Origin of the sequence: Streptomyces sp. P9-2 (genome assembly GCF_051903975.1) — a bacterium.
Classification (GTDB): domain Bacteria; phylum Actinomycetota; class Actinomycetes; order Streptomycetales; family Streptomycetaceae; genus Streptomyces; species Streptomyces cellulosae.
In genome coordinates this window covers 1,726,041-1,751,483 of the sequence record NZ_CP192633.1, presented here as the reverse complement: position 1 = coordinate 1,751,483, position 25,443 = coordinate 1,726,041, and the positions used below count along the sequence as shown (strand labels likewise).

Here is a 25,443-nt window from a genome sequence, read left to right as displayed (position 1 = left end):
GCTCCGTGACGTACGAGGGAGACACAAATGACGGTAGGCATGCGGCCTCCGTTTCCGCACGCGGAAGTCAACCGCATGGCGTCTGGCGCCGGACAGCGGGGTGTCACCCAAGTGCCCGAGTCACGGAAGCCCGTCCCAGTCGCTGATGTGCTCCCTGGTACGAACGGGGTAAGAGCTTTGCTCAATCGGTGGCCGGATCGTACAGCACCACGGTCACCGGGCGAGGTGATTCCACACGGAGTCGAACCATTCCTGGAGGCTGTCGACGAACACGGTTCCGGGAGCCCCGGAACCGCCCGGATCCTTCACATGGTGGGTGAGGGTCGCGCCCAGTCCCAGCACGTCCAGCGCGGTCACCACCTCGCCGTCCCTCAGCTCGAGCTGCCGCTCGATGATCTCGTACATGCCGTGCAACGCCTCGACCTCGTTGAGCAGGTAGAGCTTGAAGGTCGGGGTGAGCGGGGTGTGCCGCACCTGCACGTTGACGGTGGGGACCAGTCCCTCGGTCCGCAGGTCCCTCAGTGCGCCGACCAGGGAGTTCGTGTGCGTCTCCGTGATCGCCCGCAACCGCTCCCGCATCCGCGAATCGTCCGAATCCCCCTTCACCCGCGGATACGGCAGCGGAAGTGACGGGTCCGGAAGGAGCATACGGAGCGTGATGCGCTGGGGCGAGATGAAGCCACCGCGGATGCGTTCCGACTGGAGCCGGATGTGGGCGTCCAGGGACTCCGAGGTCAGGGTGTAGACGTCGAGCGTGACCTCCGGGCGCTCGAAGGCCTCGCTGATGAAGGGCGCCAGCGTCACCTGGCCGCGGAGGCGGGTCGCCTTGGCCGTCGACGACTGGATGCGCTGCACCTTCTTGACCCGCGAGCCGCTGCCGCGCCGTGACTCGATCCAGCCCTCGTTCACCAGTTCCCGCAGCGCCCGCTGCACGGTGTCACGGGAGACGCCCAGTTCCACGGCGAGGGCGCGCTGCGCCGGCAGGAAGGAGCCCAGGGGATAGACGTTCCCTATCCGCGCGCGCAACTCGTCGGCGACCCGCTGGGCCTCCCGCCCGCCGCCGCTTGACTCGCCACCCCTCCCGGCCATGCCCGGAACGTACCGCTTTCGGTCCACCGGCAAACCAACCGTCCACAACTCACATAGGCAGGCGGACTGTTGGTTAAGGGATCAACCGGTCCGGGCAGACAACCCTCAGGCCAACCAGTCCAATTGGACCGCGAGTTGAGGCCTTCCGGACGGTGCCGGAAAGTGGAGGGGAGATGGTCGGCTCATGTACCGCCTTCAGTTGATCACAGCGCTGGGCAAGCTGCTGATGAGCCTGCTGGCCGAGACGCGCCTCGGCGTGCTCGGCCTCCTGCTGCTCCTCCTCGTGGGCGTGGGCATACGGGCCCGCCGTGAGGGCCTCGCCGTCGGGGCGGCCGTGCTGCTCACCGCCCTGATGATTCAGGCCTGACCCAGCTCACCGGCTTCCCACACCCCCTTCAGCAGCGGCTCCAGCGACCCCACGATCCGCTCCGCCCCCGCCTCCCGCAGCACCTTGTGCTTCCGCTCGTTCCGCGCGTACCCCAGGAACGGCACCCCCGCCGCCCGCGCCGCGAGGAAGTCGGACGGGGTGTCCCCGATCATCAACGCCGTCGACGGGGCCGCGCCCATCGCGTTCAACGCCCGTTGTATGCAGTGCGGATGCGGCTTCAGGTGGCGGAGTTCCTGGGTGCGGCCGTAGATGTGCGGGGCGAAGCACGGCAGGATGCCGCGGGTCGTCAGGTACTCCTTCACCACCCGCGGCGAGTTGTTCGTGGTGATGGCCAGGCGGGCGCCCACCGCCGTCCAGGTGCGGACCAGGGGGTCGGCGTACGGCGTCGGTCTCGCCGAGGCCGCGGCCTTCAGCTCCTCCTGGGTGAGACGTTCCTCGAGTTCCGCCACGAGGTCGCTGCCGGGATGCCGGCGGTCCACCGCGCGCAGAACGAAGTGCGGGTCCAGGGACTCGCGCTCGGACTCTTCGAGCAGTCCGTGCAGCCCCTGCCCCTCCAGCCAGTCCACCAGGTCCCTGGCCACCCGCTCGGCGGAGTGGCCCGCGAACAGCCGGCAGACCGGGCCGTCGAAGTCCCACAGCACGACTCGGGCGCCTTCGATCAGGTTCCGCAGGTCGTTCGGTTCCGTCTCGGTCTCGGTTGTCACCGATTCAGTCTGCTGCGTCTCAGAAGTCACTAGGAGAGTGTCAGGTCCGTCGTGATGGTTTCCCAGAGGGCGTCGAACCACTTCTGGGATTCCTCCACGAACGCCTGGTCCCGCTGCCCCGCCCGCTTGGCGAAGGAGAAGAGGAGGGAGGCGGAGCCGAGGGCGTCGTACATCTCCAGGGTCCGGCTCTCCCACTCCTCCTCGCGCCGGGTCAGCATGTAGTAACCGATCAGCGCCTCCTCGCCGTTGAGCAGGTACAGCTTCACCGGCGGGGTGAAGGGCAGTGCCCGGAAGGACACGTGCACGTCGATGCCGTGCGTGGCGCGCAGCGCCTGGAGGTTGTGCTGGAGCACGCGGGCCTGGGAGTTGCGCTGGGCCAGCCAGCGCTCGTGCACCGGGTCCTCGTCGCCCGCGTCCCGCCCGTCGACCGGCACGGGGAAGGCGAGGTTGATCCGCCGGGACGGCAGCATGATGCGGACGTCGATCGCCTCGGGGCGGATACGGCCCTCGTGGATGTGCCGGACCGGCTCGCCGACCGCCAGCATGAAGCTTTCGGCGGTGAGGCACACGGCATCGACCCGCACGCGGGGCGTGGAGAACGCCTCCGTGAGCCGGGGCGCCAGTCCCACCATCGTCGGCTGGGGCTCCTCCCGGGCCGGTGCGGGCGCCGCGATGCGGGGCGGGCTGCCCTTGCTGACGTTGCTGAGGAGCCCGTCGTCCTGGAGGGCGCGCAGGGCCTGACGGACGGTGCCGCGCTCCACGCCGAACTCTTCGGCCAGCTCGGCCTGTGTGGGCAGCCGGTCGCCCGCCTTCAGTTCCCCCCCGCGGATGCGTTCCCGCAGGATGTCGGCGATCTCCTGGGCCGAGAGCCTGCTGCTGCCGTTCACTGACACGTTCTCCTGGGCCACGACCAAACGCTACAACTTTGATCCATCTAAAGGCAGTTGTTTGAAAGTTGTTTATGAGTAGGAGCCAAGCGGGGACAACTTAACTGAAGTTGGTTGCCAACTTGCCGCAGTTGGCGGAAGTTAGCGTTCCGCTCGCGCCGCCGCCCCGTACCACCGTCTCCGCCCGAAGGGGGTACACCATGCCCGTCATCGCCCTGATCTCCGCCGTCGTCGTCGTCACCGTCGAGCAGCTCGTCCGGTGGAGGTACGGCGCGGCCGGCCTCCTCGGCCTGCTACTGGTCACCGTGGGCATCCACGCGAACCGGCCGGGCGTCAGCTCGGCCGGAGCGGTGCTGCTGGCACTGCTCGTGGCCCGCCCGGCCCTGTGACCGGCCCGCCCCGGCCGCCACGGGACCGTGGCCGGCCCCGACCCGACCCCTGTGGGAGACGTCAGTCCGTGAGCTCCAGCTCCGAACTGATCGTCTCCCACAGTGCGTTGAACCACAGGTGGGACTGTTCCACGAAGGTCGTGTCGCGCAGGCCGCCGCCCTGCTCGAAGGCGAACAGCATCGACCGTACGCCCTGCGCGTCGTACGTCGGCAGGGTCTCCTGGCCGATCAGCGCCTCGCTGCGGGTCACCGTGTAGTAGGCGAACAGCGCCTCGGTGTTGTTGAGCAGATACAGCTTCACCGGCGGTGTGAACGGCAGCGCCCGGAAAGACACCCGCACGTCGATCCCGTGCGTCGCGCGCAGCGCCAGCAGGTTGTGGCGGAGCACCTGCCCCTGGGCGTTGCGCTGGGCCAGCCAGCGCTCGTGCACCGGGTCGTCGTCGCCCTGGCGCCCGCCGACCGGCACCGGGAAGGCCAGATCGATGTTCCGGCCGGGCAGCAGCACCCGGACGTCGACCTTGGCCGGTTTCAGTCGCCCCGCGTAGATCTGCCGCAGCGGCTCCCCGATGGCGAGAGTGAGCGAGACGGCGGTGAGGCAGACGGCGTCGATCTCCACGTGCTCCGCCTCGAAGGCGGAGGCTATCCGGGGTGCGAGCGCCACCGTGGTGGGCTGCGGCGGGGCCGCGGGACCCGCCGGGGCGCGGTCGGCACGGTCCGCGACCGTCGCCGGCGCCCCTTTGGAGATGTTCGTCAGCAGATGTTCCGACTGCAGGATGCGCAACGCGCCCCGCACGGCCTGCCGCTCGACGCCGAACTCGGCGGCCAGCTGCGCCTGCGTGGGCATGCGCTGGCCCGGCCGCAGCACCCCGGACCGGATCCGGGCGCGCAGCTCGTCGGCCACCTCACGATGCGTCCGCTGTGGCCGCTGTGGCTTCTTCCGTCCATTGACGGAGGCGTGTTCCGGCTCCACGGCCAAACACTACAACTTCTCGCCATCTTGCGGCAGTTCAATCGAGGGTGGTTATAGGACTCTTCCAAGTGGAGATAACTAAGAACAAGTTGGTCACCAACTCGCGCAACCTGGCAGACCCATACAGGGGTTGGCTCACCAGGAAGGCGGTGGGGAGGCCACCGGACTAAGGGGGACCGCCATGCCGTTCATCGCCGTCGTCGTCGCCGCACTGGCCATCGGGTTCGAACAGCTCGTCCAGTGGAAGTACGGCCCGATGGGGATCATCGCCTTCGTCGCCCTCACGGTGGGCATCAAGGCGCGCAACACCGTGATCAGCGGCATCGGCGCGGTCATCCTCGTGATGCTGTTCGCCCAGTCCGGCTGACGGCACTCCGCACGGACCGCCGGCCGGGCTCCCTTCCGGAGGGGAGCCGGGAGCCCGCCGGCGGGCGGCACCACCACAACCACAACTGAACAGCTCGCTACGGATGCACGAGCACGCCCACCCGTCCCCGCCGGAAGGAGGAAGCGGTACCAGGAGCGCGGCCACGCGAGCCGCGCTCACCCAGCGACAGCACTCAGAAGATGTCCGGGCACCACGGTCGCCTGGACGTACGCAGCAGGGCGTCGGCCTGACGGGCGGCGCCCGCTCGTTCTTCCCGGACCCGGCCCAGCGCCGCGAGCCGCACCGCCGACTCGTCGCCGAGCCACAGCGTGGCCAGGTCGGCCACGTCGAGGGAGAGGTCCGGGTTCTCGGTCGTCGGCGCGCAGGCCCCGGCGCCGTCCGCCGACGCCTCCAGCCGGTACCGCCCGCCGGCCGGCCCGCCCGCGTCGGCCACCTCCAGCACCAGCGCCCCCGCCCCCTCGTAGGTCCGCGCCTCCAGGGCCCGTACGACGTCGAGGATGCGCACCCACAGCCAGTCGGCGTGGGTGGTGACCGCGGCGGCGCGCGGGTCGGGGAGGAAGTGCGGAAGCAGGTCGTCCGGGGCGCGGTAGCCGGTCTTGACCTTGACCACCCAGTCGATCGAGCAGAGATACCGCCACAGCGCCCGCTCGGCGGCCGGGGTCACCCCGGTCAGCCACTTCACCTTGGCGGTGTTCAGCGGCTGCTTGGCGTCGCCCCACGTCTCGTCCGTGGTGTAGGCGGCCATGCCCTCGATCTCGCCGGCGGCCGAGCGGTAGGTCACGAAGTACGGCTCGTGGAACCCCGGAAGGAAGCGCACGGAGCCGGTGGTGAGCTGCCACCACAGCTCGTCGCGGCTCACCGCGCCCGGCTGGGACCGGCGCAGCCGCTGGTGCAGTTCGGGGCCGAGCTTGCGGACGTCCTCGGGGTCCACCAGGTCGATCCGGCCGCCGTCCTCCGGGCCCGCCCAGCGCGGGTCGAGCCCGGTGCGCGGCACGTCGATCGTCCACTGGGTGGTCCAGGTGGCCGGGCCGAAGCCGTACCGCCCGTAGATCGGGTACTCGGCGGCGATCAGCGTGGCGACGACGTCCCCGCGCTCCTTCGCCGCCGCCAGGTCCTGCGCCATCATCCGGGTCAGCAGCCCGCGCCGGCGGTGGGTCGGGGAGACGGTGACGTTGGTGACCGCGTCGGCCGGCACGGCCGCCCCGCCGACCGCGGTGAGCTCCTGAGAGAAGGAGCGGAAGGTGGCGACGCACCGCCCGTCGTCGAAGGCGCCCACCGTGCGTCCGGGTGTGAACTGCGCCCGGCGCGCCTCGAGAAGGTCCTCGCTGATGGTCGGTTCCCTCAGGAATCCGACGTTCATCGCCCGGCTCCAGTCGGGGAACTCGGACTCGTCGATGGGGCGTACGTCGATGTCGGCACGGGAGGTCATGGGCTCACGGTAGGTCGGCCTCCGGGCGGGTGTCGACGCGGTTTTCACCGGCCTCCGCCCGCCCCGCGTCCCCCGGCGTCCGTGTCACATCAGCAGGTCGTCGACCTGTGCCTCCCCCTCCCGGTAGCGCCGGGTGATCTCCGCCCCGCACGCGTCGGCGGTGCGCTGCAGCCGCTGCCGGCGGCGCGACACCTGCTGCTCGTACCCCACCAGCCGGCCCATCGCGGTGTGCAGCTCGCCGTCCGTGCGCGCGCCCAGGTCGGAGAGCTCCACCTCGGCGAGCATCTCGGAGGCCAGCCGCCGGTACTCCTCGCTCCGCGGTGTGCCCAGCGTCAGATGGCGGACGGAGGACCGGTGACGCGCGGGGGTGTCCCGCAGGATCTCCGGCAGCCGCTGCACGACGGAGGCCTCCCCCGGCGCGACGGCCGCGGGCACCCCTCCCGGCAGGTCACGCCGGGCCAGCTCCGCGCGCAGGATGTCGATCCGCCCCTGCAGCAGCCTCCGTACATAACTGAGGTCCGCCTCGTCGCGCTGCGCGTCCCGCCGCTTCGTGCGCAGCTCGGCCAGGCTCAGCCCGGTCAGTTCGTCCTCCGCCCCGTCCCCGGGCAGCGCGGGGCTGTCCGTGCGCTGCGTGGGCGGCCGGCGGAACTCCCGTTCCCCGCCGCCCCCTTGGGGCACCCCCTGGGCGAGCCCTTGGGTCAGCCCTTGGGTCAACGCGACAGCCGCGGACGACTGCCCGATCCCCGATGTGCTCATGTGCCTCAACCGTCCCCTCGACCGGCATGTGCCAGCATCGTGCCACCCCTGGCGGCCGCAATGTGAGCGAGTGGCACCGATCCGCCCCAGATGGGCGCTAAGGAGTAAAAATAGCCCGACCGGGGTGGATCGCGGGCCGCCGTCGGCCGTCTGTTCGCGGACCGGCATCATGGGCGTATGCGTGCAGTGGTGCAGAGGGTGGACGGCGCGAGCGTCGTCGTGGACGGCGAGACCGTGGGGGAGATCGAGGGCGAGGGCCTGTGCGTCCTGGTCGGCGTCACCCACGAGGACACCAAGGAGAAGGCGGCGCAGCTCGCCCGCAAGCTGTGGTCGATCCGGATGCTGAAGGACGAGAGGTCCTGCAGCGACGTCGGCGCCCCGCTCCTGGTGATCAGCCAGTTCACCCTCTACGGGGACGCCCGTAAGGGCCGCCGCCCCACGTGGAACGCGGCCGCCCCCGGCGACCTCGCCGAGCCGCTGGTCGACGAGGTGGTGGCGCGGCTGCGCGCGCTGGGCGCGACGGTGGCGACGGGCCGGTTCGGCGCGCAGATGCGGGTGTCGCTGACGAACGACGGCCCGTTCACGGTGCTGCTGGAAATGTGAGCCGCTCGGAGAGGTGAGCCGCACCGGACGTACGGCTCACTGCCACCGGTCACGGCTCGACGACGGTCTCCTGCGCGGCGGCCGTGTCCCCGGCGAGCAGCCGGGCGTCCACCGGGACGTTCCGCTTCACCAGGGCGAGGGCGACAGGGCCCAGCTCGTGGTGGCGTACGGAGGTCGTGATGAAGCCGATCTTCCGGCCGTCGGGGCCGTCGTCCGCCAGGCGCAGCTCGGTGCCCGGCGCGGGCAGGTGCACCTCACTGCCGTCCAGGTGCAGGAAGACCAGCCGGCGCGGCGGCTTGCCCAGGTTCTGCACGCGGGCGACCGTCTCCTGGCCGCGGTAGCAGCCCTTCTGGAGGTGCACGGCGGAGCCGATCCAGCCCAGCTCGTGCGGGATGGTGCGGTGGTCGGTCTCGAAGCCGAGCCGCGGCCGGTGCTGCTCGACGCGCAGCGCCTCGTGGGCGAGGAGGCCGGCCGCGGGGCCCGCCTTGCCGGCGAACTCCTCCAGGTCGCCGCGGGGCAGGAAGAGGTCCCTGCCGTACGGCGTCTCGCGCACGGCGACGCCCTCGGGCACCTCGGTGATGGACCCGGCGGGCAGGTGCACCACCGCGATGTCCTCGGTGCGGTCGGCGACCTCGACCCGGTAGAAGAACTTCATCGACTCCAGGTACGCGACCAGCGCCTCCTGGGTGCCGGGCTCGACGTGCGCCCAGGTCGTCTCGCCGTCGTCGACCAGGTAGAGCGCGTGCTCGATGTGGCCGTTGGCGGACAGGATCAGCGCCTCGGTGGCCTGGTGCGGCGGCAGCTCCTGCACGTGCTGGGTGAGCAGCAGGTGGAGCCAGCCGAGCCGCTCGGGGCCGGAGACGGTGACGACCCCGCGGTGGGACAGGTCGACGAAGCCGGTGCCGTCGGCGAGGGCGCGCTGCTCACGGAACAGGTCGCCGTAGTGGGCGGCCACGCCTTCGTCCACGCCCTCGGCGGGGACGGCGCCGGGCAGGGTCAGCAGGGGGCTTTTCATACGCCTAGCCTACGACTCGGTAGTTGGAGTCTTCAGGGAACAGTCCTGGCACCGGCCGAAGATCGCGAAGTGCTTCATGTCGGTGTCGAAGCCGAAGGTGCCCCTCAGCTTCTCCGTGAACTCGGCGGCCACCTCCACGTCCGCCTCGATCACCTTGGTGCAGTCGCGGCAGACCAGGTGGAGGTGGTGGTGGCGGTCGGCGAGGTGGTACGTCGGCGCGCCGTGCCCGAGGTGGGCGTGGCTGACCAGGCCCAGCTCCTCGAGGAGCTCGAGGGTGCGGTAGACGGTGGAGATGTTGACCCCCGACGCCGTCTTCCTCACTTCCACGAGGATGTCGTCGGGGGTCGCGTGCTCCAGGGTGTCGACGGCTTCGAGCACGAGCTGGCGCTGGGGCGTCAGCCGGTAGCCGCGCTGCCTGAGGTCGCTCTTCCAGTCGGTGCTCACCACACCACGAGTCTAGGGCCTGGTGTGTGGATCACCCTGGGGCCGGACGGCCTACTTGAAGAAGGCGATGCCGTCGTCCGGCATGTCGTCGGGCAGGGCCTTGGCCCAGCGCTCGACCTCCTCCGGGGTGACGACCTTCTTCAGGTGCGCCGACATGTAGGGGCGCAGCTCGACCTCGGGGGTCTGCTTCTCGCCGACCCACATCAGGTCGCCCTTGACGTAGCCGTAGAGCCGCTTGCCGCCGGTGTACGGGCCGGAGGCGGCGGTGCGCGCGACGGCGTCCGTGACCAGGTCGATCTGCGGCTTCTTCTCGGCCAGCTCGCCGTACCAGATCTCGACGACGCCGTCGTCGCGGACCATGGTCACCTCGATCTTGCGGTCGGCGTCGATCCGCCAGTAGCCGTGCTCCGACTCCAGCGGGCGGACCTTGTTGCCGTCGCCGTCGAGCACCCAGGTGCGCGAGCTGTACTCCAGGAAGTCCCGCCCGTCGTGGGTGAAGGTGACCTCCTGGCCGAAGTTGCACTTCTCGGAACCGGGGAAGTCGTGCACGCCCGCGCCCGCCCAGTTGCCGAGCAGGAACGCGAGCGGGACGAGGTCCTTGTGCAGGTCGGACGGGATCTCGATCATGAGGGGAACTTCCTGGCGTCGGTGATCAGCGCTGGCCCTGGAACAGCTTCTTCACGGTCAGCCCGGCGAAGGCGAGGACGCCGACGGCGACGAGGACCAGCAGGACTTCGAAGAAGATGATCACGGGGTGCTCCTTGAGCGGGGGGTGCGAGGGTTGCACGGGGCCGGCCCCCAGCTTACGCGGCCGGGTACGGGCCCCGTCGTGCGAGGTGGGCCGGTGACTACGATGCGGTCATGGCGAAAAAGCTCGTGATCAAGGTGACCGCCGGGGCCGACGCACCCGAGCGCTGTTCTCAGGCGTTCACGGTGGCCGCCGTGGCCGCGGCCAGTGGGGTCGAGGTGTCGCTGTGGCTCACCGGGGAGTCGGCGTGGTTCGCGCTGCCGGGGCGTGCCGCCGAGTTCGAGCTGCCGCACGCCGCTCCGCTGCCGGACCTGCTGGACTCGGTGCTGGCGGCCGGCCAGGTCACGCTGTGCACGCAGTGCGCCGCGCGCCGGGAGATCACGGAGAAGGACGTGATCGAGGGCGTGCGGATCGCGGGCGCGCAGGTCTTCGTGCAGGAGGCCATGGCGGACGGCACGCAGGCCCTCGTGTACTGAGGGGCTAACGGGGCCCTTTCCTGCCGTCGAGCTCGTCCCACCACTCGTCGGACTGCGGGTCGCCGGAAGGGTCGTCCCACCAGCGGTCGTCGGGGCCGCGCCGGTTGGCGACCACGGCGGCGACCGGTGGGATCACCATGGCGACCAGGCACATGGCCACGGCGGCGGGCACCGACCAGAGGCGCACGACGCCCCAGGCCAGGACGAACAGCCCGATGCAGCCGCCCATCAGCACGAAGTAGGCATGCCGCCTGCGCGCGTACATGTCTCAAGCGTAGATCCGAACATGCCGAAGGGCCGCGTCCGTCACCGACGCGGCCCTTCGTACGGACCCTGCTCAGACCGCGATCGCGACCTCGGCCAGGCCGCCCTGCTGGGCGACGACCGTGCGGTCGGCGGTGCCGCCGGGCACCAGGGCGCGGACGGTCCAGGTGCCCTCCGCCGCGTAGAAGCGGAACTGTCCGGTCGCGGAGGTCGGGACCTCCGCGGTGAACTCGCCGGTCGAGTCGAGGAGACGGACGTATCCCGTCACCGGCTCGCCGTCACGGGTCACCTGACCCTGGATGGTGGTCTCACCGGGCTTGATCGTCGAGGCGTCCGGGCCGCCGGCCTTCGCACCGCACATGTCTTACTCCTGAGAGGTCGGTCGGGGAGGGATTACTTGCCGGAGCCGAGCTCGATCGGCACGCCGACGAGGGAGCCGTACTCGGTCCAGGAGCCGTCGTAGTTCTTGACGTTCTCCACGCCGAGCAGCTCGTGCAGCACGAACCAGGACAGCGCGGAGCGCTCACCGATGCGGCACAGGGCGATGGTGTCCTTGGACAGGTCGATCTCCTCGTCCTCGTAGAGCTTCTTGAGCTCCTCGTCGGACTTGAAGGTGCCGTCGTCGTTGGCGTTCTTCGACCAGGGGATGTTGCGGGAGGTCGGCACGTGGCCGGGGCGCTGCGACTGCTCCTGCGGCAGGTGGGCCGGGGCGAGCAGCTTGCCGGCGAACTCGTCGGGCGAGCGCACGTCGACGATGTTCTGCTTGCCGATGGCGTCCACGACCTCGTCGCGGAAGGCGCGGATGGAGGTGTCCTGCGGCTTGGCCTTGTACTCGGTCTTCGGGCGCTCCGGCACCTCGTCGCCGGGGACCAGCTCGCGGGCGTCGAGCTCCCACTTCTTGCGGCCGCCGTCGAGGAGCTTGACGTTCTCGTGGCCGTACAGCTTGAAGTACCAGTACGCGTACGCGGCGAACCAGTTGTTGTTGCCGCCGTACAGGACGACCGTGTGGTCGTTGGCGATGCCCTTGTCGGACAGGAGCTTCTCGAAGCCCTCCTGGTCGACGAAGTCACGGCGGACCGGGTCCTGCAGGTCCTTGGTCCAGTCGATCCGGACGGCGTTCTTGATGTGGTTCTTGTCGTAGGCGGACGTGTCCTCGTCCACCTCGACGATCACGATGGTCGGGTCGTCCAGGTGCTCCTGGACCCAGTCGGCGTCGACCAGGACGTCGCTGCGAGCCATGCTGTTCTCCTCCGGGGCAGTTACGGGGGGCGTGCGGGTACGGGGGTGCGCGGCGCCCGGGCCGGGGCGGCGCACGGGTTCCCTGATCAGGGAACGGAACGGGAATGCGGACGGAAGACGCGTCCGCTCAGAAGGTGCGACAGAGCATGGCGGCGACACGGCACAGGTCCACTGCCCGCCGCTTCGTGAGATCCGCCTGTCCCCTCGGACGGAGGACGCTCGTCTGACACTGCATGGGGACGATCGTAGGGACGGACGAGGGGCCCTGTCACCGGCATGTCGCATACTGAGACAAGATCGTCCATCCATCGATACGGCGACCGGGAAAACGCCCCGCTCGGTCACCCGCGGCCCCACCCCCGAAGCCGCCGCATCTGTCCAGCGGACGAGACCGTCTCGCCCACCGGACACCCCGGCTCATCCCGCCAGGCGTACGTCCTTCCCCGTCACCGTCACGTCCACACCGTCCTCGGCCGCCTGGACCTTCTCCAGGCTGATCCCGCCGGGCAGTCCGTCGATCTTCTGCTCGAAGTCGGTGATCCGCCGCACCCGCGACTCGGCGATCTCCACCCCGCCCAGCACAGGCAGGGCGTCCGCCCGCACCCGCACGGTGTTCCCGTCGACGACGGTCACCGAGCTGAGCACGGACACCGGCTCGGGCAGCTTGGCGCCGAGCACGGTGGTCTCGAGCGCGACCTTGATCTTCCCGTTGCCCCCGTCGGACAGCGCCACCACCTCGGCGGTGATGCCGGGCGCGACCTGGGTGGGCTCGGCCTTGGCGTTCCTCAGCAGCTCGTCGTACGCGATGGTCGCCGTGCCGGTGGCGGTGTCGGCGACGGCGGAGCCGAAGTCACCGGAGAACTCGACGCCGCGGAGGTCGGCGCGGAGGTCGGCGATGCGGAGGGTCTTTCCGCCCTCGCCGGCGTCGGCCTCGTAGTCGGAGATGCCGACCCGCACCTCGTCGAACGTGCCGCCGAGCACCTGGGTGAGGAAGGGGAAGCCCTGGATGTCCACGTCGGGGGTGGAGGCCAGGCCCTCGGAGGCACGGACGCGGTCGGCGGCCTCGCCCTCGGCGAAGTGGACGGCGACGCGGTCGACGATCACGAAGATGCCGCCGAGTACCACGGCGATGACCAGCAGTATTCGCAGTGCGCGCATGCGGAGTCCCCCCACCTGACGTGTGCCCGTGCCGACGACCGGCGGCCGCCCTCACGCGAGCGTAGTGCGGGGGTGGTGGGGGAGCCGGGGATTGTGGATCACCTGTGACAGGGACGCCTCAGAAACGCTCGACATAGGGCGCCCTCCAGGCCGGGGAGGGGTCGGCGCCGAGCTCCGTCCAGTACTCGCGGCCCCGGGTGACCAGGCCGTCCCTGACCGTCCAGAGGGACACGACGCGGTGGGTGCCGAGGGTGGCGTGGGGGACCTCGACCTCGGAGACGACGTGGTCGCCGGCGTCGAGGACGCGGAGGATCTTGATGGACCAGCCCTCGGGGTATTCCGCGTTGACGCGGATGTAGTTGTCCTTGCCGCGGATGCGTTCTGCGCTGACGGGCCATTCGACGACTACGTCGTCGGCGAGGAGGGAGGCGAGGGCGGGCCAGTCCCGGGACTGCATGTGTGTCCACAGGGCGTGGATGGTGGCTGTCGGGTGCATGGTCGACATCCTGCACGGGGGTTGGGCGGGCGCGGGGGTGTTTCCGCGACCCTGGGTCCCGCTGCACGGGTGCCTGTTCGCGCACCTGGCGCCGACGAGGTGGCGCCGCGCCCACCCCAGTCGGCGGGGGCAACAGGCACCGGCGTGAGTGCGGGCCGGGGGGTGTTGGCGCACCTCGGCGCCAACGAGGCGCCGCCGCGCCCACCCTCCCCCACTCTCGGCTTCGCTCGAGCGGGAGGTACCCCCATCGCCCCAGGCAGCACGATTGCCCGCAGTTGGCGGGGGCCCCGCCGCCGGTGTCGGGGTAGCCGCACGCGGCGGGGAGGGGACGGGGTGGGGGTGGGCGCCCGCAGCGGCTGGCGCGTCCGCCCCGTTCACCACACAACACGCACTCTCGCGCCAGACCGAGGACGACCGCCCCCACCGCGGCCCCGCACCACCCACCACCCGCAGGCGCTACACCCGCCCCCACCGGACAGGTGACTGCGCCGCAGGCGTCACACCGCAACCCCCACCAGGCGTCGGGGGCACCGGACCTCAGCCCTCACCGCACAGAACCCCGCGCCGCAGGCGTCCGGGGAACAACGGACCCCAGCCCCCACCGCGCAGAACCCCACGCCGCAGGCATCGAGCCTCAGCCCAGTACCCGGCCCAGGGTGTAGACCACCGGGCCCGCCGCCGCCAAAGGCAGCGCGACTCCCGCCGTGAAGTGGACGAAGCGCGACGGATAGTCGTAGCTGGCCACCCTGTGGCCGATCAACGCGCAGACCGCAGCCCCCGCCCCCACCAGCGCCCCCTCCGACGACATCCCGCCGACGGCGTACCCCGCCCCGGCCCCCGCCGCCAGCGCCAGCACCGCCGACGCCGCCGTCCCCACCGGCAGCGCCCGCACGACCATCGCCGCCGCCACCGCGACCGCCCCGGCGACCACCGCGTCCGCGTCCGCCGCGAGGTAGCCGCCCGCCGCGATCGCCAGGGCCGCCGCGACCACCGTCGCCATCAGGCCGTACATCCGCTCGTCCGGATCCGCGTGCGACCGCAGCTGCAGCACCAGCGACAGCAGCACCCACACGCCCAGCGTCCCGAGGAGCACCCCGGGCGACCGGTCCGAGAGCAGCATCGCCGCGTCCGCGACCAGCGCCCCGAGGAAACCGAGCGCGATGCCCTGCCGCGCCGGCCACATCCCGTTGAGCCGGAACCAGCCCGCCGCGGTCACGCCCTGCAGCACCACCAGCGGCACGAGCAGCGCGTACGTACCCAGCGCGGCGCCGCCCGCCAGCAGCAGACCCAGCACCGCCGTCAGCACCGCGGGCTGCGTCCCGGGCTCGATGATCGGCGACCGCCCCTCGGCGCGGGCGCGCTGCGCGTCGGTGATCCGGGCGTTCCCGGCGAGGGTGGCGGGGCCGTACTCCGGCTCCGGTTCACCCCCTCCCACAGGAGCGGGCTCCGGGACCTGGACAGGAGGAGCCGCAGGAGCCGCCGCCACCGGCGGCTGCATCTGCGTCTCCCACGTCTGCCCCTGCCACTGCTGCGTGTGCTGCTGATCCGCGTACGGATCGTCGTACCCCTGCCCGGGCCATGCCTGCGGCTGGACATGCGGCTGCGACTGCGGCTGCTGGTACGGCACGTGAGGCTCCTGAGCTCCGTAGCTCCCGTGCCCCCCGTACGACCCGTACGACCCGTACGGCTGGTTCGTCATCCCTCACCCTCCTGCGAACGGCGGAAGCACCTCGACCGTGCCGCCGTCGGCCAGCCGTACCGTCTCATGCGCGCGCTTGCCCACGGGATCGCCGTCGACCAGGAACGAGCACCTCAGCAGCACGCGCGCCAGCTCGCCGGGGTGCCGTTCGCGCACGGCGGCGAGCGCGTCGGCGAGCGTGCCCGCCTCGTACGGCTCCTCGGCCACCCCCGCCGCGGCCTTGGCGGCGGCCCAGTACCGCACCGTGACCTTTGCCATCTGCTCGTTCCTCGATCTGTTGACGGTGAACACGGTCAGGCTAGCCCGCCCGGGCCGCCGCCCAGTCCCCGATCCGCCGCAACAGCGGCTCGGGCGCCGCGTTCTCGGCGTGCCCCATGCCGTGCTCGACCCACAGCTCCCCGTGCTCCCCGGCGGCGTCCGCCAGCATCCGGGGATGGTCCAGGGGGAAATACGCGTCCTGGTCGCCGTGCACGACCAGCAGCGGTGTCGGCGCGATGCGGGGCACGGCCTCGACGGGGGACAGCGGCACGGGGTCCCACTGCCGGTGGTGGATGCGGGTGCGCAGCCCGTACCGCCCGACCAGCCGCCCGGAGGGCCGCGTCACCAGCCAGTGCAGCCGCCGCATGGGCGGGGTCCCCCGGTAGAACCACCGCGCCGGCGCGCTCACCGATACGACGGCGTCGACATCACCCCCGTCCAGCGCCGCGTGCCGCAGCACCACCGACCCGCCCATCGAGAACCCCACGGTGACCACCCGCGTGTGCCCCAGCTCCCGCGCCCAGCGGACGGCCGCCGCGAGATCGAGCACCTCCCGGTCGCCGACGGTGGACCGTCCGCCGGACCGCCCGTGCCCCCGGAACGAGAAGGTGACGACGGCGCCGTACCGCGCGAACTCCCCGGCGACGCGCCGCACGTGAGGGCGGTCGGCGTCCCCGGTGAAACCGTGCGCGATCACGAAAACGAGCCCTCGGGAAACATCGGAGATCGCATTCCCGGAACCGTTCGGCGACCCCTCATCCGCCCGTTCGTATACGACCTTCTCCGGGTCGTATACAACGCATCCCGGTTCGTATACGGAATCGATCGCCACCCCGTCCGTCGTGCGCAGGAACGTCCGCATTGGCGCGCTGCCCCGTGTCACATTCAGCGTCTCGGAATATGGACGAATGGTGGATCGCGCCACATGACCTGCCGCATCGGTGCTCATGTCGGCTATTCTGCTGCGAAGAGGACTCGGGCAGCGAAGCCCCCGGGTCCTTTTGTGCTTTCGGAAGCGTTGTATACGAAGGCGGGAAAGCGCCGGGTGTACGGGCCGTCGAACGCACGCAGCAATGCCGTAAACGTCCTCGCGGGGACCGAGGAGGAACCAGACGTTATGGGCGAGCGAACCGTGCACCAACGCAGGACGGCCGTGTTCCGGGCGGCCACCATCCGAGCAGGTGAGGCGACCCGATGAGTTCCCTGCTGCTTCTGACCAACGCGCTCCAGCCGTCGACGGAGGTGCTCCCCGCCCTCGGTCTGCTCCTGCACAACGTCCGGGTGGCGCCCGCGGAGGGCCCGGCGCTGGTGGACACCCCCGGCGCCGACGTGATCCTCATCGACGGCCGCCGCGACCTCCCGCAGGTGCGCAGCCTGTGCCAGCTGCTGCGCTCCACCGGCCCCGGCTGTCCCCTCGTCCTGGTCGTGACCGAGGGCGGCCTCGCCGCGGTCACCGCGGACTGGGGCATCGACGACGTGCTGCTCGACACGGCCGGCCCCGCGGAGGTCGAGGCGCGGCTGCGGCTCGCGATGGGCCGCCAGCAGATCGTCAACGACGACTCCCCGATGGAGATCCGCAACGGCGACCTCTCCGTCGACGAGGCGACGTACTCCGCGAAGCTGAAGGGGCGGGTCCTGGACCTGACCTTCAAGGAGTTCGAGCTGCTCAAGTACCTCGCGCAGCACCCCGGCCGGGTGTTCACCCGCGCCCAGCTGCTGCAGGAGGTCTGGGGCTACGACTACTTCGGCGGCACCCGCACGGTCGACGTGCACGTCCGCCGGCTGCGCGCCAAGCTCGGCCCGGAGCACGAGTCGCTGATCGGCACCGTGCGGAACGTCGGTTATCGATTCGTTACGCCGGAGAAGGTGGAGCGCGCTGCCGAGGAGGCCAAGGCGAAGGGCGCCCGGCAAAAGGCGGCGGAAGCGGACGAGACGGCCGCGCAGGACGCCGACGGCGTGCGGGCGAAGGCCTGAGGGTCGCACGCATGAGCGGCGCATTCGCGCAGACGAGCCGCCTTTCCGCTGTTCACAACCTCCGGCACGCCCTGCCCGGAGGGGATATATCCGCGTAGACTCCGCGCGTGGCCAAGGTAACCAGGGATGACGTGGCGCGACTGGCGGGGACGTCGACCGCGGTCGTCAGTTATGTCATCAACAACGGACCCCGGCCGGTCGCCCCGGCCACGCGCGAGCGGGTGCTCGCCGCGATCAAGGAGCTGGGGTACCGGCCCGACCGCGTCGCCCAGGCGATGGCGTCCCGGCGCACGGACCTCATAGGTCTGATCGTGCCGGACGCCCGCCAGCCGTTCTTCGGCGAGATGGCGCACGCGGTGGAACAGGCCGCGTCCGAGCGCGGAAAGATGGTGCTGGTCGGCAACTCCGACTACATCGGCGAGCGCGAGGTCCACTATCTGCGCGCCTTCCTCGGCATGCGGGTCTCCGGGCTGATCCTCGTCAGCCACGCGCTGAACGACCTCGCCGCGGCGGAGATCGAGGCGTGGGACGCCCGGGTGGTGCTGCTGCACGAGCGGCCGGAGGCCATCGACGACGTCGCCGTCGTCACCGACGACCTCGGCGGCGCGCAGCTCGCGGTGCGCCATCTGCTGGAGCACGGCTACGAGTACGTCGCCTGTGTCGGCGGTACGGCGGACACGCCGGCCGTCGGTGACCCGGTCTCCGACCACGTCGAGGGCTGGCGGCGCGCGATGGACGAGGCCGGGATATCCACGGAGGGGCGCCTCTTCGAGGCCCCGTACAACCGGTACGACGCCTACCGGGTCGCGCTGGAGATCCTGTCGGGGCCTCGGCGGCCCCCCGCGATCTTCTGCTCCACCGACGACCAGGCCATCGGTGTGCTGCGGGCCGCGCGTGAGCTGCGGATCGACGTGCCGGGGGAGCTGGCGGTCGCCGGGTTCGACGACATCAAGGAGGCGGCGCTGGCGGATCCGCCGCTGACGACGGTGGCCTCGGACCGGCCGGCGATGGCTCGGGCGGCGGTGGATCTGGTGCTGGATGACGGGTTGCGGGTGAGTGGGTCGCGGCGCGAGCGGCTGAAGGTGTTTCCGTCGCGGTTGGTGCTGCGGCAGTCCTGCGGTTGTTCTTGACGGCGGTTGTGCCGGGTGCGGGTCGTGGGTGGCTGGTCGCGCAGTTCCCCGCGCCCCTGAGGTGTGCTGCCGCCGCGGCCCTTGAAAGCGTCCCACCGCCGGTGTCGAGCAGTAGTCCGCCTAGCTGCGGGCAATCGTGTCTCCCCCAGTGCCTCAAGGGCCTGGGAGGTACCCCCAGGGCGGCACGGGTGGGCGCAGCGGCACCCTTGCGACACCGGGTGCGGGACGTCCGTGGCTGGTCGCGCAGTTCCCCGCGCCCCTGAGGGGCGCTCCGCAGCGGCACCCTTGCGACGCCGGGTGCGGGCAGTCCGTGGTTGAGCGCGCAGTTCCCCGCGTCCCTGAGGGGCGCCGTCGCTGAACGCGCCCCGCGTCCTTATGCCGGGCGTACGTACTTCTGCCGGGCTTCTCAGGCCGCCCTCAGGAAGCTTTCATCCCCGCGCGGGACGCTCAGGTGCATGAGCGAATACTCCCGTCCTCATCAGGTGAACCCCGAGTGGCCGCCCCCGCCGGCCTACGCTCCCCCGGCTCCCGCGCACAAGCGGACCCGCGGACCCGCCAGGCTTCTCGTCGCCGTCGCCATCGTCGCCGCCGCCGTCGGCGGGACCACCGCCTACGGTGTGCAGGAGCTGACCGGCGGATCGGGCTCCGGCGTCGCCGCGTCCTCCGCCACCGAGACCGACGTCGTGCCGGCGTCCATGAAGGGCACGGTCGCCGGAGTCGCCAAGTCCGTCAGCCCCAGCATCGTGGAGATCAAGGCCGCCTCCTCGTCCGGTTCGGCCACCGGGTCCGGTGTGATCGTCACCGAGGACGGTGAGGTCGTCACCAACAACCACGTCGTGGCCGGCGCCTCGCAGATCCAGGTGCGGACGCACGACGGCAAGACGTACAGCGCCCGCGTCGTCGGCACCGACAGCAGCAAGGACCTGGCGCTGATCAAGCTGGAGGACGCCTCCGGCCTCAAGGCCGCCACGCTCGGCGACTCCGAGGGTGTGCAGGTCGGCGACCAGGTCGTCGCGATCGGCTCGCCCGAGGGCCTCACCGGCACGGTGACCAGCGGCATCGTCTCCGCGCTCGACCGGGACGTCACCGTGTCGAAGGACGAGAGCCAGGGGCAGCAGCAGTGGCAGCGCGGCGGCGGCTGGCCGTTCGAGTACGGCGGCCAGGAGTTCAACGGGGACACCGGCGGCTCCACGACCACGTACAAGGCGATCCAGACCGACGCCTCGCTGAACCCGGGCAACTCCGGCGGCGCGCTGATCGACATGAACGGCAACATCATCGGCATCAACTCCGCGATGTACGCGCCGAGCGGCGCGGAGTCGTCCACGGCGGGCAGCGTCGGTCTCGGCTTCGCCATCCCGGTGAACACGGTCAAGGCGGACCTGCCGGACCTGCGGGCCGGTGCGACGAACTGACGCGCGGGCCGGGAAACGTGCGACGCTGAAGATCCGACAGCCCGTCCCCTCCCCCGCCGCGCCCGCCGCGCGGCGCGCAGACGAAGGACCCGCCACCCGATGAGCCCCGCAGACGGCGACCGTGCCCCGCAGCGCATCCTGATCGTCGACGACGAGCCGGCGGTGCGTGAAGCACTCCGGCGCAGCCTGGCCTTCGAGGGATACGACACCGAGGAGGCCGTGGACGGCGTGGACGCCCTGGAGAAGACGGCGGCCCACCACCCCGACCTCCTCGTCCTCGACATCCAGATGCCCCGGATGGACGGGCTGACCGCCGCCCGCCGTATCCGCGCCACCGGCGACACCACGCCGATCCTGATGCTGACGGCCCGGGACACCGTGGGCGACCGGGTGACGGGGCTGGACGCGGGGGCGGACGACTACCTGGTGAAGCCGTTCGAGCTGGACGAGCTGTTCGCGCGGATCAGGGCGCTGCTGCGGCGCAGCTCGTACGCGGCGGCGGTGGCCGCGTCCGCCGAGACCGACGACGTCCTCACCTTCGCCGACCTGACGATGAACCTGGCCACGCGGGAGGTGACCCGCGCCGGGCGCCCGGTGGAGCTGACCCGCACGGAGTTCACCCTGCTGGAGATGTTCATGGCGCACCCGCGCCAGGTGCTCACCCGTGAGCAGATCCTCAAGGCGGTCTGGGGCTTCGACTTCGAGCCGTCGTCCAACTCGCTGGACGTGTACGTCATGTACCTGCGCCGCAAGACCGAGGCGGGCGGCGAGCCACGCCTGGTGCACACGGTGCGGGGGGTGGGGTACGTGCTGCGGCAGGGCGGCGCGGAGTGACCGGACCGGTGCGCCGTTTCCGCGCACTGCCGATCCGGGCGCGGCTGTCCCTGCTGGTCGCCGCGGCGGTGGCGTTCGCGGTGGCGGCGGTGTCGGTGACCTGCTGGTTCATCGTGCAGGGCAAGCTGTACGAGCAGGTCGACGAGGATCTGAAGAAGGCGACCGTGCTGCAGGGGCCGCAGCGGGTGGACGAGATCCGCAGCGCCCTCACCGACTGCGTGGACACGCCCCGCGACAGCGGCGCGGGCGGTTTCCAGTACACGTACTCGCAGGTGGTCAAGGAGGACGGCACGGTCTGCCTGTTCCCCAGCTCGGTGGGGAGCGTGAAGGTCACCGCCTCGGACCGCAAGGTGATCGAGAACGCGGGCAGCGGCTCCAGCGGCATCTTCCGCGACGGCACCGACCAGGACGGCGACGACGTGCGGGTGCTGACCCTGCCGCTCGTCATCAACGACCCGTCCACGCTGACCAGCACGCACGCGGCCGTCATCGTCGCGGTCCCGCTGAAGGGCACCCGGTCCACGCTGAACGACCTGGCGCTGATCCTGCTGCTGGTGTCCGGCATCGGGGTGCTCGGCTCGGCCGCCGCGGGTCTCGCCGTGGCCCGCACCGGACTGCGGCCGGTCGACAAGCTCACCGAGGCCGTGGAGCACGTGGCCCGCACCGAGGACCTGGGCGTCCGCATCCCGGTGGAGGAGGAGTCGGAGGACGAGATCGCGCGCCTGTCGCGCTCCTTCAACTCCATGACGTCCGCGCTCGCCAGCTCCCGCGACCTCCAGCAGCAGCTCATCGCGGACGCCGGGCACGAACTGCGCACCCCGCTCACCTCGCTGCGCACCAACATCGAGCTGCTGACCCGCAGCGAGGACACCGGGCGGCCCCTCCCGCCGGCCGACCGCAAGGCGCTGCTCGACTCGGTGAAGGCGCAGATGACGGAGCTGGCCGCGCTGATCGGCGACCTCCAGGAGCTGTCCCGCCCCGCCCCGGGTCATCAGGCGGGCCGTGTGGAGATCGTCGCCTGGCAGGACGTGGTGGAGGCGGCCCTGCGCCGGGCCCGGCTGCGCGGCCCGGAGCTGACCATCACCGCCGATCTGCGCCCCTGGTACGTGCGGGGCGAACCGGCGGCGCTGGAGCGGGCGGTGGTCAACGTGCTGGACAACGCGGTGAAGTTCAGCCCGCCGGGCGGCAGGATCGAGGTGCGGCTCGCCGACGGCGTGCTCACCGTCCGGGACCACGGTCCCGGCATCGCGGCCGACGAACTCCCGCACGTCTTCGACCGCTTCTGGCGCTCCCCCGGCGCCCGCGCCCTGCCCGGCTCCGGCCTCGGACTGTCGATCGTGGCGCGCACGGTGCAGCAGGCGGGCGGTACGGTCGCGCTCACCCCGGCCGAGGGCGGCGGCACCACCGCCATCATCCGCCTCCCGGGCGCCCCGACCCCTCCCCCGGACGTGCCCGGGACCCCATGACACGCTGGGACGCATGGCGAATCCACCCGACGGACTGCCCGTCTACCGCGTCCTGACCGGCCCCGACGACTCCGCCTTCTGCCGGCGGGTCAGCGAGGCGCTGGAACTCGGATACCGGCTGCACGAGGGGCCGGCCGTGACCTTCGACGGGGAGCGCGTGATCGTCGCGCAGGCGGTCGTGTGGGACGCGGAGGACTGAGACACGGAAGAGGGCCGGTGCTCGGCACCGGCCCTCTCCGTCGTACGCGTGCCGCGGGTTACTGCGTGATCGTGATGCGGTCCGCCGCCGGCGGGGCCAGCGGGGAGGCGGCCGAGGAGTTGGCCGTCAGGTACTGCTCCAGCGCCTTCAGGTCGTCGTCGCCGACCAGGTCGTCGGTGCCCTCGCCCAGCGTGGTGAAGCCGTCGCCGCCGCCCGCGAGGAAGCTGTTCGTCGCGACGCGGTAGCTCGCCGACGGGTCGATCGCCTCGCCGTTCAGACGGATGGAGTCCGTGACGACCCGGTCGGCCCCGGACTTCGTCAGGTCCAGCGTGTAGGTCAGGCCGTCGGACACCTGGAGGATCTTCGGGGCTGCCTCGTTGGAGCCGCTGACCTGCTCCTTGAGCACCTGGATCAGCTGAGCGCCGGTGAAGGTCTGCAGGTTGACCGTGTTGGCGAACGGCTGGACCGTGAACGCCTCCGCGAAGGTCACCACGCCGTCGCCCTCGGCGCCGCTCGCCGCGTAGGTGAGGGAGGCGCGGATGCCGCCCGGGTTCATCAGCGCGACGTCGGTCTCCGCGTCCAGCGTGCGGGCGTACTCCAGCTGCGCGTCGGCGATCAGGTCGCCCAGCGGGGACTCGGTGCCGTCCTTGACGATGTCACCCGAGATGTAGCCGATCGCGCGGTTGCCGATCGGGGCGGCGAGGGTGTTCCACTTGTCGATCAGGCGGGTGATGTCGGGCGCCTTGGCGACGTCACGGGACACCACGTGGTTCGCGGACTTCACGGCCGTACGGGCGATGTCGCCCGTCTTGCGGTCGTAGGTCAGCGTGGTGTCGGTGTAGAGCCGGCCGAAGGACGCGGCCGAGGTGACCATGCGGGGGTTGCCCGCCGGGTCGGGGACAGTGCAGACGTACGCGTTGTGGGTGTGGCCGGTGACCAGCGCGTCCACCTCGGGCGAGACGTTCTTCGCGATGTCCGCGACGGGGCCGGAGATGCCGTCGCCGGCGCCCGGGGCGTCGCAGTCGTAGTTGTAGTTCTGCGAGGCGGGGAAGCCGCCCTCGTGGATCAGCGCCACGATGGACTTCACGCCCTTGCGGCGCAGCTCCTCGGCGTACTTGTTGATCGTCTCGACCTCGTCCTTGAAGACGAGGCCCTTGACGCCCTCGGCGGAGACGATGTTCGGGGTGCCCTCGAGGGTCACGCCGATGAAGCCGACCTTGACGTCCTTCTTCTGCCACACCCAGTACGGCTTGAGAAGGGGCTTCTCGGTCTTCTCGTTCAGGACGTTCGCCGACAGGTACGGGAAGTCGGCGCCCTGGAACTTCCTGTCGGTGTAGCAGCCGTCCGTCGGGTGGCAGCCGCCGTTCTGCAGGCGGGACAGCTCCTTGGCGCCCTCGTCGAACTCGTGGTTGCCGACGGAGGTGACGTCCAGTTCGAGCTTGTTCAGCGCCTCGATGGTGGGCTCGTCGTGGAACAGGCCCGAGATCAGCGGGGAGGCGCCGACCATGTCGCCGCCGGCCGCGGTGATGGAGTACGCGTTGCCCTTGCGGGCCTGGCGCAGATGCGTCGCCAGGTACTCGGCGCCGCCCGCGTCGATGGTCTTCGTCGTGCCGTCCGGCTGGAGTTCGGTGACCCGGCCGGAGGAACCGGTGGGCGGCTCCAGGTTGCCGTGCAGGTCGTTGAACGACAGCAGTTGCACGTCCTGGTAGCGGCTCGGCTGGTGGCCGTGGCCCTTGCCGTGCTCGCCCGCGCTCGCCGACCCCGGCAGGGCCGCGGCGGCCACGGCACCGACGGTGAGGACACCGGCGGCGGTCGCGAGGAGACGGTTCGTACGGCGTCTGCGGCGCGGGTGCGCCGGGGATGTGGCTGGCATACGCCCCCCTGTCGGTGCGAGTGGGTACCGGCGCAGCCTAGGGTCAACGCGCGTAGCGCGACAGGGGCTTCCGGGTTACAGCCTGGTTTATCTTTTCTCGCCACCGTCGAGGCCTCCGCCGCCGCGGGTCCTGCGCGCCCCGCTGCCACCCCCTCGCCGCGCCGTCCCTTTACCCTCGTACGCATGACCAGCGACGCGTTCTCCCGGCCCGGCCGCCCCCGTTCGCTCCAGACGTACACCGCGCTCGACCAGGCGCAGGTCGACGCGGTTCTCGCGCTGCTCGACGAGGCGGCGCGCGCCGACGGCCGGCAGGCCGTGTCCGAGCAGGGCCGGCTGCAACTGCGCGGCGGGGAGCGGGAGGGCGTCCAGCATCTGCTGCTGACGGTCGGCGAAGAGCTGGTCGGATACGCCCAGTTGGAGGACACCGACCCGGTGGAGCCGCCCGCCGCGGAACTGGTGGTGCACCCCTCGTACCGCGGTCAGGGGCACGGGCGGGCGCTCGGCACGGCGCTGCTCGCCGCGTCGGGCAAGCGGCTGCGGGTGTGGGCGCACGGCGGGCACTCCACCGCCCGGCATCTGGCGCAGGTGCTCGGGCTGACGCTGTTCCGTGAACTGCGTCAGATGCGGCGGCCGTTGGCGAACCTGGAACTGCCCGACCCGGTGCTGCCGGAGGGCGTCACCGTGCGCACCTTCGAGCCGGGGCGGGACGACGCGGCGTGGCTCGCGCTGAACGCCGCCGCGTTCGCCCACCACCCCGAGCAGGGTTCCTTGACCCAGCGGGACCTCGACGACCGCAAGGCGGAGCCGTGGTTCGACCCCGAGGGCTTCTTCCTCGCGGAGCGCGAGGGACGCCTGGTCGGCTTCCACTGGACGAAGGTGCACGCCGAGGAGGGCCTCGGTGAGGTGTACGTCCTCGGGGTCGCCCCGGACGCACAGGGCGGCGGGCTGGGCAAGGCGCTGACCACGATCGGGCTGCGGCACCTGGCGGAGCGGGGGTTGCCCACCGCCATGTTGTACGTCGATGCGGACAACAAGGCGGCGGTTTCCGTGTACGAGCGGCTGGGGTTTGTCACGCACGAGACGGATCTGATGTACCGGACGGAGACGTGAGGGCCGGCTGAGGCCGGCACTCTGTTCGATCACGCGGGGCCT

At 71.2% G+C, this 25,443-nt stretch carries 31 protein-coding genes; 12 read left to right on the top strand and 19 right to left on the bottom strand.

From position 1 onward, the window contains the following. Positions 1-213: 213 nt before the first annotated feature. A complete protein-coding gene (locus tag ACQY0Z_RS08275) occupies positions 214-1,089 on the bottom strand; it encodes a winged helix-turn-helix domain-containing protein (protein WP_275981413.1) in 876 nt (291 codons plus the stop codon). 184 nt (positions 1,090-1,273) lie between these two features. Here ACQY0Z_RS08275 and ACQY0Z_RS08270 point away from each other — a divergent pair, with 184 nt between their 5' ends. Next, on the top strand, positions 1,274-1,456 hold the full coding sequence (locus ACQY0Z_RS08270) for a hypothetical protein (RefSeq protein ID WP_189896347.1): 183 nt from the start codon (positions 1,274-1,276) through the stop codon (positions 1,454-1,456). On the opposite strand, the gene ACQY0Z_RS08265 is transcribed toward ACQY0Z_RS08270, so the two are convergent. Together ACQY0Z_RS08265 and ACQY0Z_RS08260 are read right to left on the bottom strand one after the other, a co-directional pair. After that, positions 1,447-2,181: an HAD family hydrolase gene (locus ACQY0Z_RS08265; RefSeq protein WP_189896349.1), complete on the bottom strand. Its 735-nt coding sequence runs from the start codon at positions 2,179-2,181 to the stop codon at positions 1,447-1,449. The genes ACQY0Z_RS08270 and ACQY0Z_RS08265 overlap by 10 nt on opposite strands. A 29-nt stretch (positions 2,182-2,210) precedes the next feature. Continuing rightward, entirely contained in the window at positions 2,211-3,095 is an 885-nt protein-coding gene (locus ACQY0Z_RS08260; RefSeq protein WP_254587717.1) for a GntR family transcriptional regulator, read from the bottom strand. A 173-nt stretch (positions 3,096-3,268) separates the two neighbouring features. On the opposite strand from ACQY0Z_RS08260, the gene ACQY0Z_RS08255 reads away from it, so the two are divergent. Next, a complete protein-coding gene (locus ACQY0Z_RS08255; protein ID WP_439812019.1) occupies positions 3,269-3,457 on the top strand; it encodes a hypothetical protein in 189 nt (62 codons plus the stop codon). Between the two features lie 61 nt (positions 3,458-3,518). Here the strand turns inward: ACQY0Z_RS08255 and ACQY0Z_RS08250 are convergent, their stop codons facing one another. Then, positions 3,519-4,433: a winged helix-turn-helix domain-containing protein gene (locus tag ACQY0Z_RS08250; protein ID WP_189896351.1), complete on the bottom strand. Its 915-nt coding sequence runs from the start codon at positions 4,431-4,433 to the stop codon at positions 3,519-3,521. A gap of 175 nt (positions 4,434-4,608) precedes the next feature. Here ACQY0Z_RS08250 and ACQY0Z_RS08245 point away from each other — a divergent pair, with 175 nt between their 5' ends. Next, positions 4,609-4,794 carry a hypothetical protein gene (locus tag ACQY0Z_RS08245; RefSeq protein ID WP_254587720.1) on the top strand — a complete coding sequence of 62 codons (186 nt, stop codon included), beginning with the start codon at positions 4,609-4,611 and terminating at the stop codon, positions 4,792-4,794. Positions 4,795-4,987: 193 nt separating this feature from the next. Here ACQY0Z_RS08245 and ACQY0Z_RS08240 read toward each other — a convergent pair whose 3' ends face one another. Both ACQY0Z_RS08240 and ACQY0Z_RS08235 read right to left on the bottom strand, forming a co-directional pair. Continuing rightward, a complete protein-coding gene (locus tag ACQY0Z_RS08240) occupies positions 4,988-6,244 on the bottom strand; it encodes a GNAT family N-acetyltransferase (RefSeq protein ID WP_381725088.1) in 1,257 nt (418 codons plus the stop codon). A gap of 84 nt (positions 6,245-6,328) precedes the next feature. Continuing rightward, positions 6,329-7,000, bottom strand: coding sequence for an RsiG family protein (locus ACQY0Z_RS08235; protein WP_347224941.1), 672 nt, complete (start codon positions 6,998-7,000; stop codon positions 6,329-6,331). A gap of 177 nt (positions 7,001-7,177) precedes the next feature. Between ACQY0Z_RS08235 and dtd the strand changes: the two genes are divergently transcribed. Next, on the top strand, positions 7,178-7,603 hold the full coding sequence (dtd, locus tag ACQY0Z_RS08230) for a D-aminoacyl-tRNA deacylase (RefSeq protein WP_189896354.1): 426 nt from the start codon (positions 7,178-7,180) through the stop codon (positions 7,601-7,603). Between the two features lie 49 nt (positions 7,604-7,652). Here dtd and ygfZ read toward each other — a convergent pair whose 3' ends face one another. Genes ygfZ through ACQY0Z_RS08215 form a run of 3 tightly spaced genes read right to left on the bottom strand, consistent with a single transcriptional unit; the run spans position 7,653 to position 9,689 of the window. Then, positions 7,653-8,618, bottom strand: coding sequence for a CAF17-like 4Fe-4S cluster assembly/insertion protein YgfZ (ygfZ, locus tag ACQY0Z_RS08225; protein WP_189896356.1), 966 nt, complete (start codon positions 8,616-8,618; stop codon positions 7,653-7,655). Positions 8,619-8,627: 9 nt separating this feature from the next. Beyond that, a complete protein-coding gene (locus tag ACQY0Z_RS08220; RefSeq protein WP_439812018.1) occupies positions 8,628-9,065 on the bottom strand; it encodes a Fur family transcriptional regulator in 438 nt (145 codons plus the stop codon). A 48-nt stretch (positions 9,066-9,113) separates the two neighbouring features. Continuing rightward, complete coding sequence (locus tag ACQY0Z_RS08215) at positions 9,114-9,689, bottom strand: FABP family protein (protein WP_189896358.1); 576 nt, start codon at positions 9,687-9,689, stop codon at positions 9,114-9,116. A gap of 234 nt (positions 9,690-9,923) precedes the next feature. Between ACQY0Z_RS08215 and ACQY0Z_RS08210 the strand changes: the two genes are divergently transcribed. Further along, entirely contained in the window at positions 9,924-10,286 is a 363-nt protein-coding gene (locus ACQY0Z_RS08210) for a DsrE family protein (protein WP_189896360.1), read from the top strand. Between the two features lie 4 nt (positions 10,287-10,290). Here ACQY0Z_RS08210 and ACQY0Z_RS08205 read toward each other — a convergent pair whose 3' ends face one another. From ACQY0Z_RS08205 to ACQY0Z_RS08165, 9 genes are all read right to left on the bottom strand, one after another. Then, entirely contained in the window at positions 10,291-10,551 is a 261-nt protein-coding gene (locus ACQY0Z_RS08205) for a DUF3099 domain-containing protein (protein WP_189896362.1), read from the bottom strand. Positions 10,552-10,623: 72 nt separating this feature from the next. Next, on the bottom strand, positions 10,624-10,911 hold the full coding sequence (locus ACQY0Z_RS08200) for a DUF1416 domain-containing protein (protein WP_004986406.1): 288 nt from the start codon (positions 10,909-10,911) through the stop codon (positions 10,624-10,626). Between the two features lie 32 nt (positions 10,912-10,943). After that, positions 10,944-11,789: a sulfurtransferase gene (locus ACQY0Z_RS08195; RefSeq protein WP_019524015.1), complete on the bottom strand. Its 846-nt coding sequence runs from the start codon at positions 11,787-11,789 to the stop codon at positions 10,944-10,946. Positions 11,790-11,916: 127 nt separating this feature from the next. Then, the gene (locus tag ACQY0Z_RS08190) at positions 11,917-12,024 is read right to left on the bottom strand and encodes a putative leader peptide (protein ID WP_350328463.1); all 108 of its coding nucleotides are present in this window, start codon (positions 12,022-12,024) and stop codon (positions 11,917-11,919) included. Between the two features lie 182 nt (positions 12,025-12,206). Further along, complete coding sequence (locus ACQY0Z_RS08185) at positions 12,207-12,947, bottom strand: LmeA family phospholipid-binding protein (RefSeq protein WP_189896363.1); 741 nt, start codon at positions 12,945-12,947, stop codon at positions 12,207-12,209. Between the two features lie 118 nt (positions 12,948-13,065). Further along, positions 13,066-13,443: a nuclear transport factor 2 family protein gene (locus tag ACQY0Z_RS08180; protein ID WP_189896365.1), complete on the bottom strand. Its 378-nt coding sequence runs from the start codon at positions 13,441-13,443 to the stop codon at positions 13,066-13,068. A 634-nt stretch (positions 13,444-14,077) separates the two neighbouring features. Beyond that, entirely contained in the window at positions 14,078-15,142 is a 1,065-nt protein-coding gene (locus ACQY0Z_RS08175) for a hypothetical protein (RefSeq protein ID WP_439812017.1), read from the bottom strand. A 3-nt stretch (positions 15,143-15,145) separates the two neighbouring features. Further along, positions 15,146-15,400, bottom strand: coding sequence for a MoaD/ThiS family protein (locus tag ACQY0Z_RS08170; protein ID WP_189896369.1), 255 nt, complete (start codon positions 15,398-15,400; stop codon positions 15,146-15,148). 40 nt (positions 15,401-15,440) lie between these two features. Continuing rightward, positions 15,441-16,349, bottom strand: coding sequence for an alpha/beta fold hydrolase (locus ACQY0Z_RS08165; RefSeq protein ID WP_189896371.1), 909 nt, complete (start codon positions 16,347-16,349; stop codon positions 15,441-15,443). Between the two features lie 245 nt (positions 16,350-16,594). On the opposite strand from ACQY0Z_RS08165, the gene ACQY0Z_RS08160 reads away from it, so the two are divergent. The 6 genes from ACQY0Z_RS08160 to ACQY0Z_RS08135 all read left to right on the top strand — a co-directional run bounded on the left by ACQY0Z_RS08160 (position 16,595) and on the right by ACQY0Z_RS08135 (position 22,418). Then, complete coding sequence (locus ACQY0Z_RS08160; RefSeq protein ID WP_019527477.1) at positions 16,595-17,374, top strand: winged helix-turn-helix transcriptional regulator; 780 nt, start codon at positions 16,595-16,597, stop codon at positions 17,372-17,374. Positions 17,375-17,481: 107 nt separating this feature from the next. After that, the gene (locus ACQY0Z_RS08155; protein ID WP_189896373.1) at positions 17,482-18,504 is read left to right on the top strand and encodes a LacI family DNA-binding transcriptional regulator; all 1,023 of its coding nucleotides are present in this window, start codon (positions 17,482-17,484) and stop codon (positions 18,502-18,504) included. A gap of 455 nt (positions 18,505-18,959) precedes the next feature. Beyond that, the gene (locus tag ACQY0Z_RS08150) at positions 18,960-19,919 is read left to right on the top strand and encodes a S1C family serine protease (RefSeq protein ID WP_189896375.1); all 960 of its coding nucleotides are present in this window, start codon (positions 18,960-18,962) and stop codon (positions 19,917-19,919) included. A gap of 99 nt (positions 19,920-20,018) precedes the next feature. Further along, positions 20,019-20,753 carry a response regulator transcription factor gene (locus ACQY0Z_RS08145; RefSeq protein ID WP_019527474.1) on the top strand — a complete coding sequence of 245 codons (735 nt, stop codon included), beginning with the start codon at positions 20,019-20,021 and terminating at the stop codon, positions 20,751-20,753. Then, positions 20,750-22,219 (top strand): HAMP domain-containing sensor histidine kinase, encoded by a 1,470-nt coding sequence (locus tag ACQY0Z_RS08140; RefSeq protein ID WP_381725079.1) that lies wholly within the window; start codon positions 20,750-20,752, stop codon positions 22,217-22,219. The genes ACQY0Z_RS08145 and ACQY0Z_RS08140 overlap by 4 nt, the downstream gene beginning before the upstream one ends. A 13-nt stretch (positions 22,220-22,232) precedes the next feature. Then, on the top strand, positions 22,233-22,418 hold the full coding sequence (locus ACQY0Z_RS08135; RefSeq protein ID WP_189896379.1) for a DUF1737 domain-containing protein: 186 nt from the start codon (positions 22,233-22,235) through the stop codon (positions 22,416-22,418). Between the two features lie 58 nt (positions 22,419-22,476). Here the strand turns inward: ACQY0Z_RS08135 and ACQY0Z_RS08130 are convergent, their stop codons facing one another. Then, positions 22,477-24,291: a bifunctional metallophosphatase/5'-nucleotidase gene (locus tag ACQY0Z_RS08130; protein ID WP_189896381.1), complete on the bottom strand. Its 1,815-nt coding sequence runs from the start codon at positions 24,289-24,291 to the stop codon at positions 22,477-22,479. A gap of 183 nt (positions 24,292-24,474) precedes the next feature. Between ACQY0Z_RS08130 and mshD the strand changes: the two genes are divergently transcribed. Further along, the gene (mshD, locus tag ACQY0Z_RS08125) at positions 24,475-25,401 is read left to right on the top strand and encodes a mycothiol synthase (RefSeq protein WP_189896382.1); all 927 of its coding nucleotides are present in this window, start codon (positions 24,475-24,477) and stop codon (positions 25,399-25,401) included. Positions 25,402-25,443: the final 42 nt, after the last annotated feature.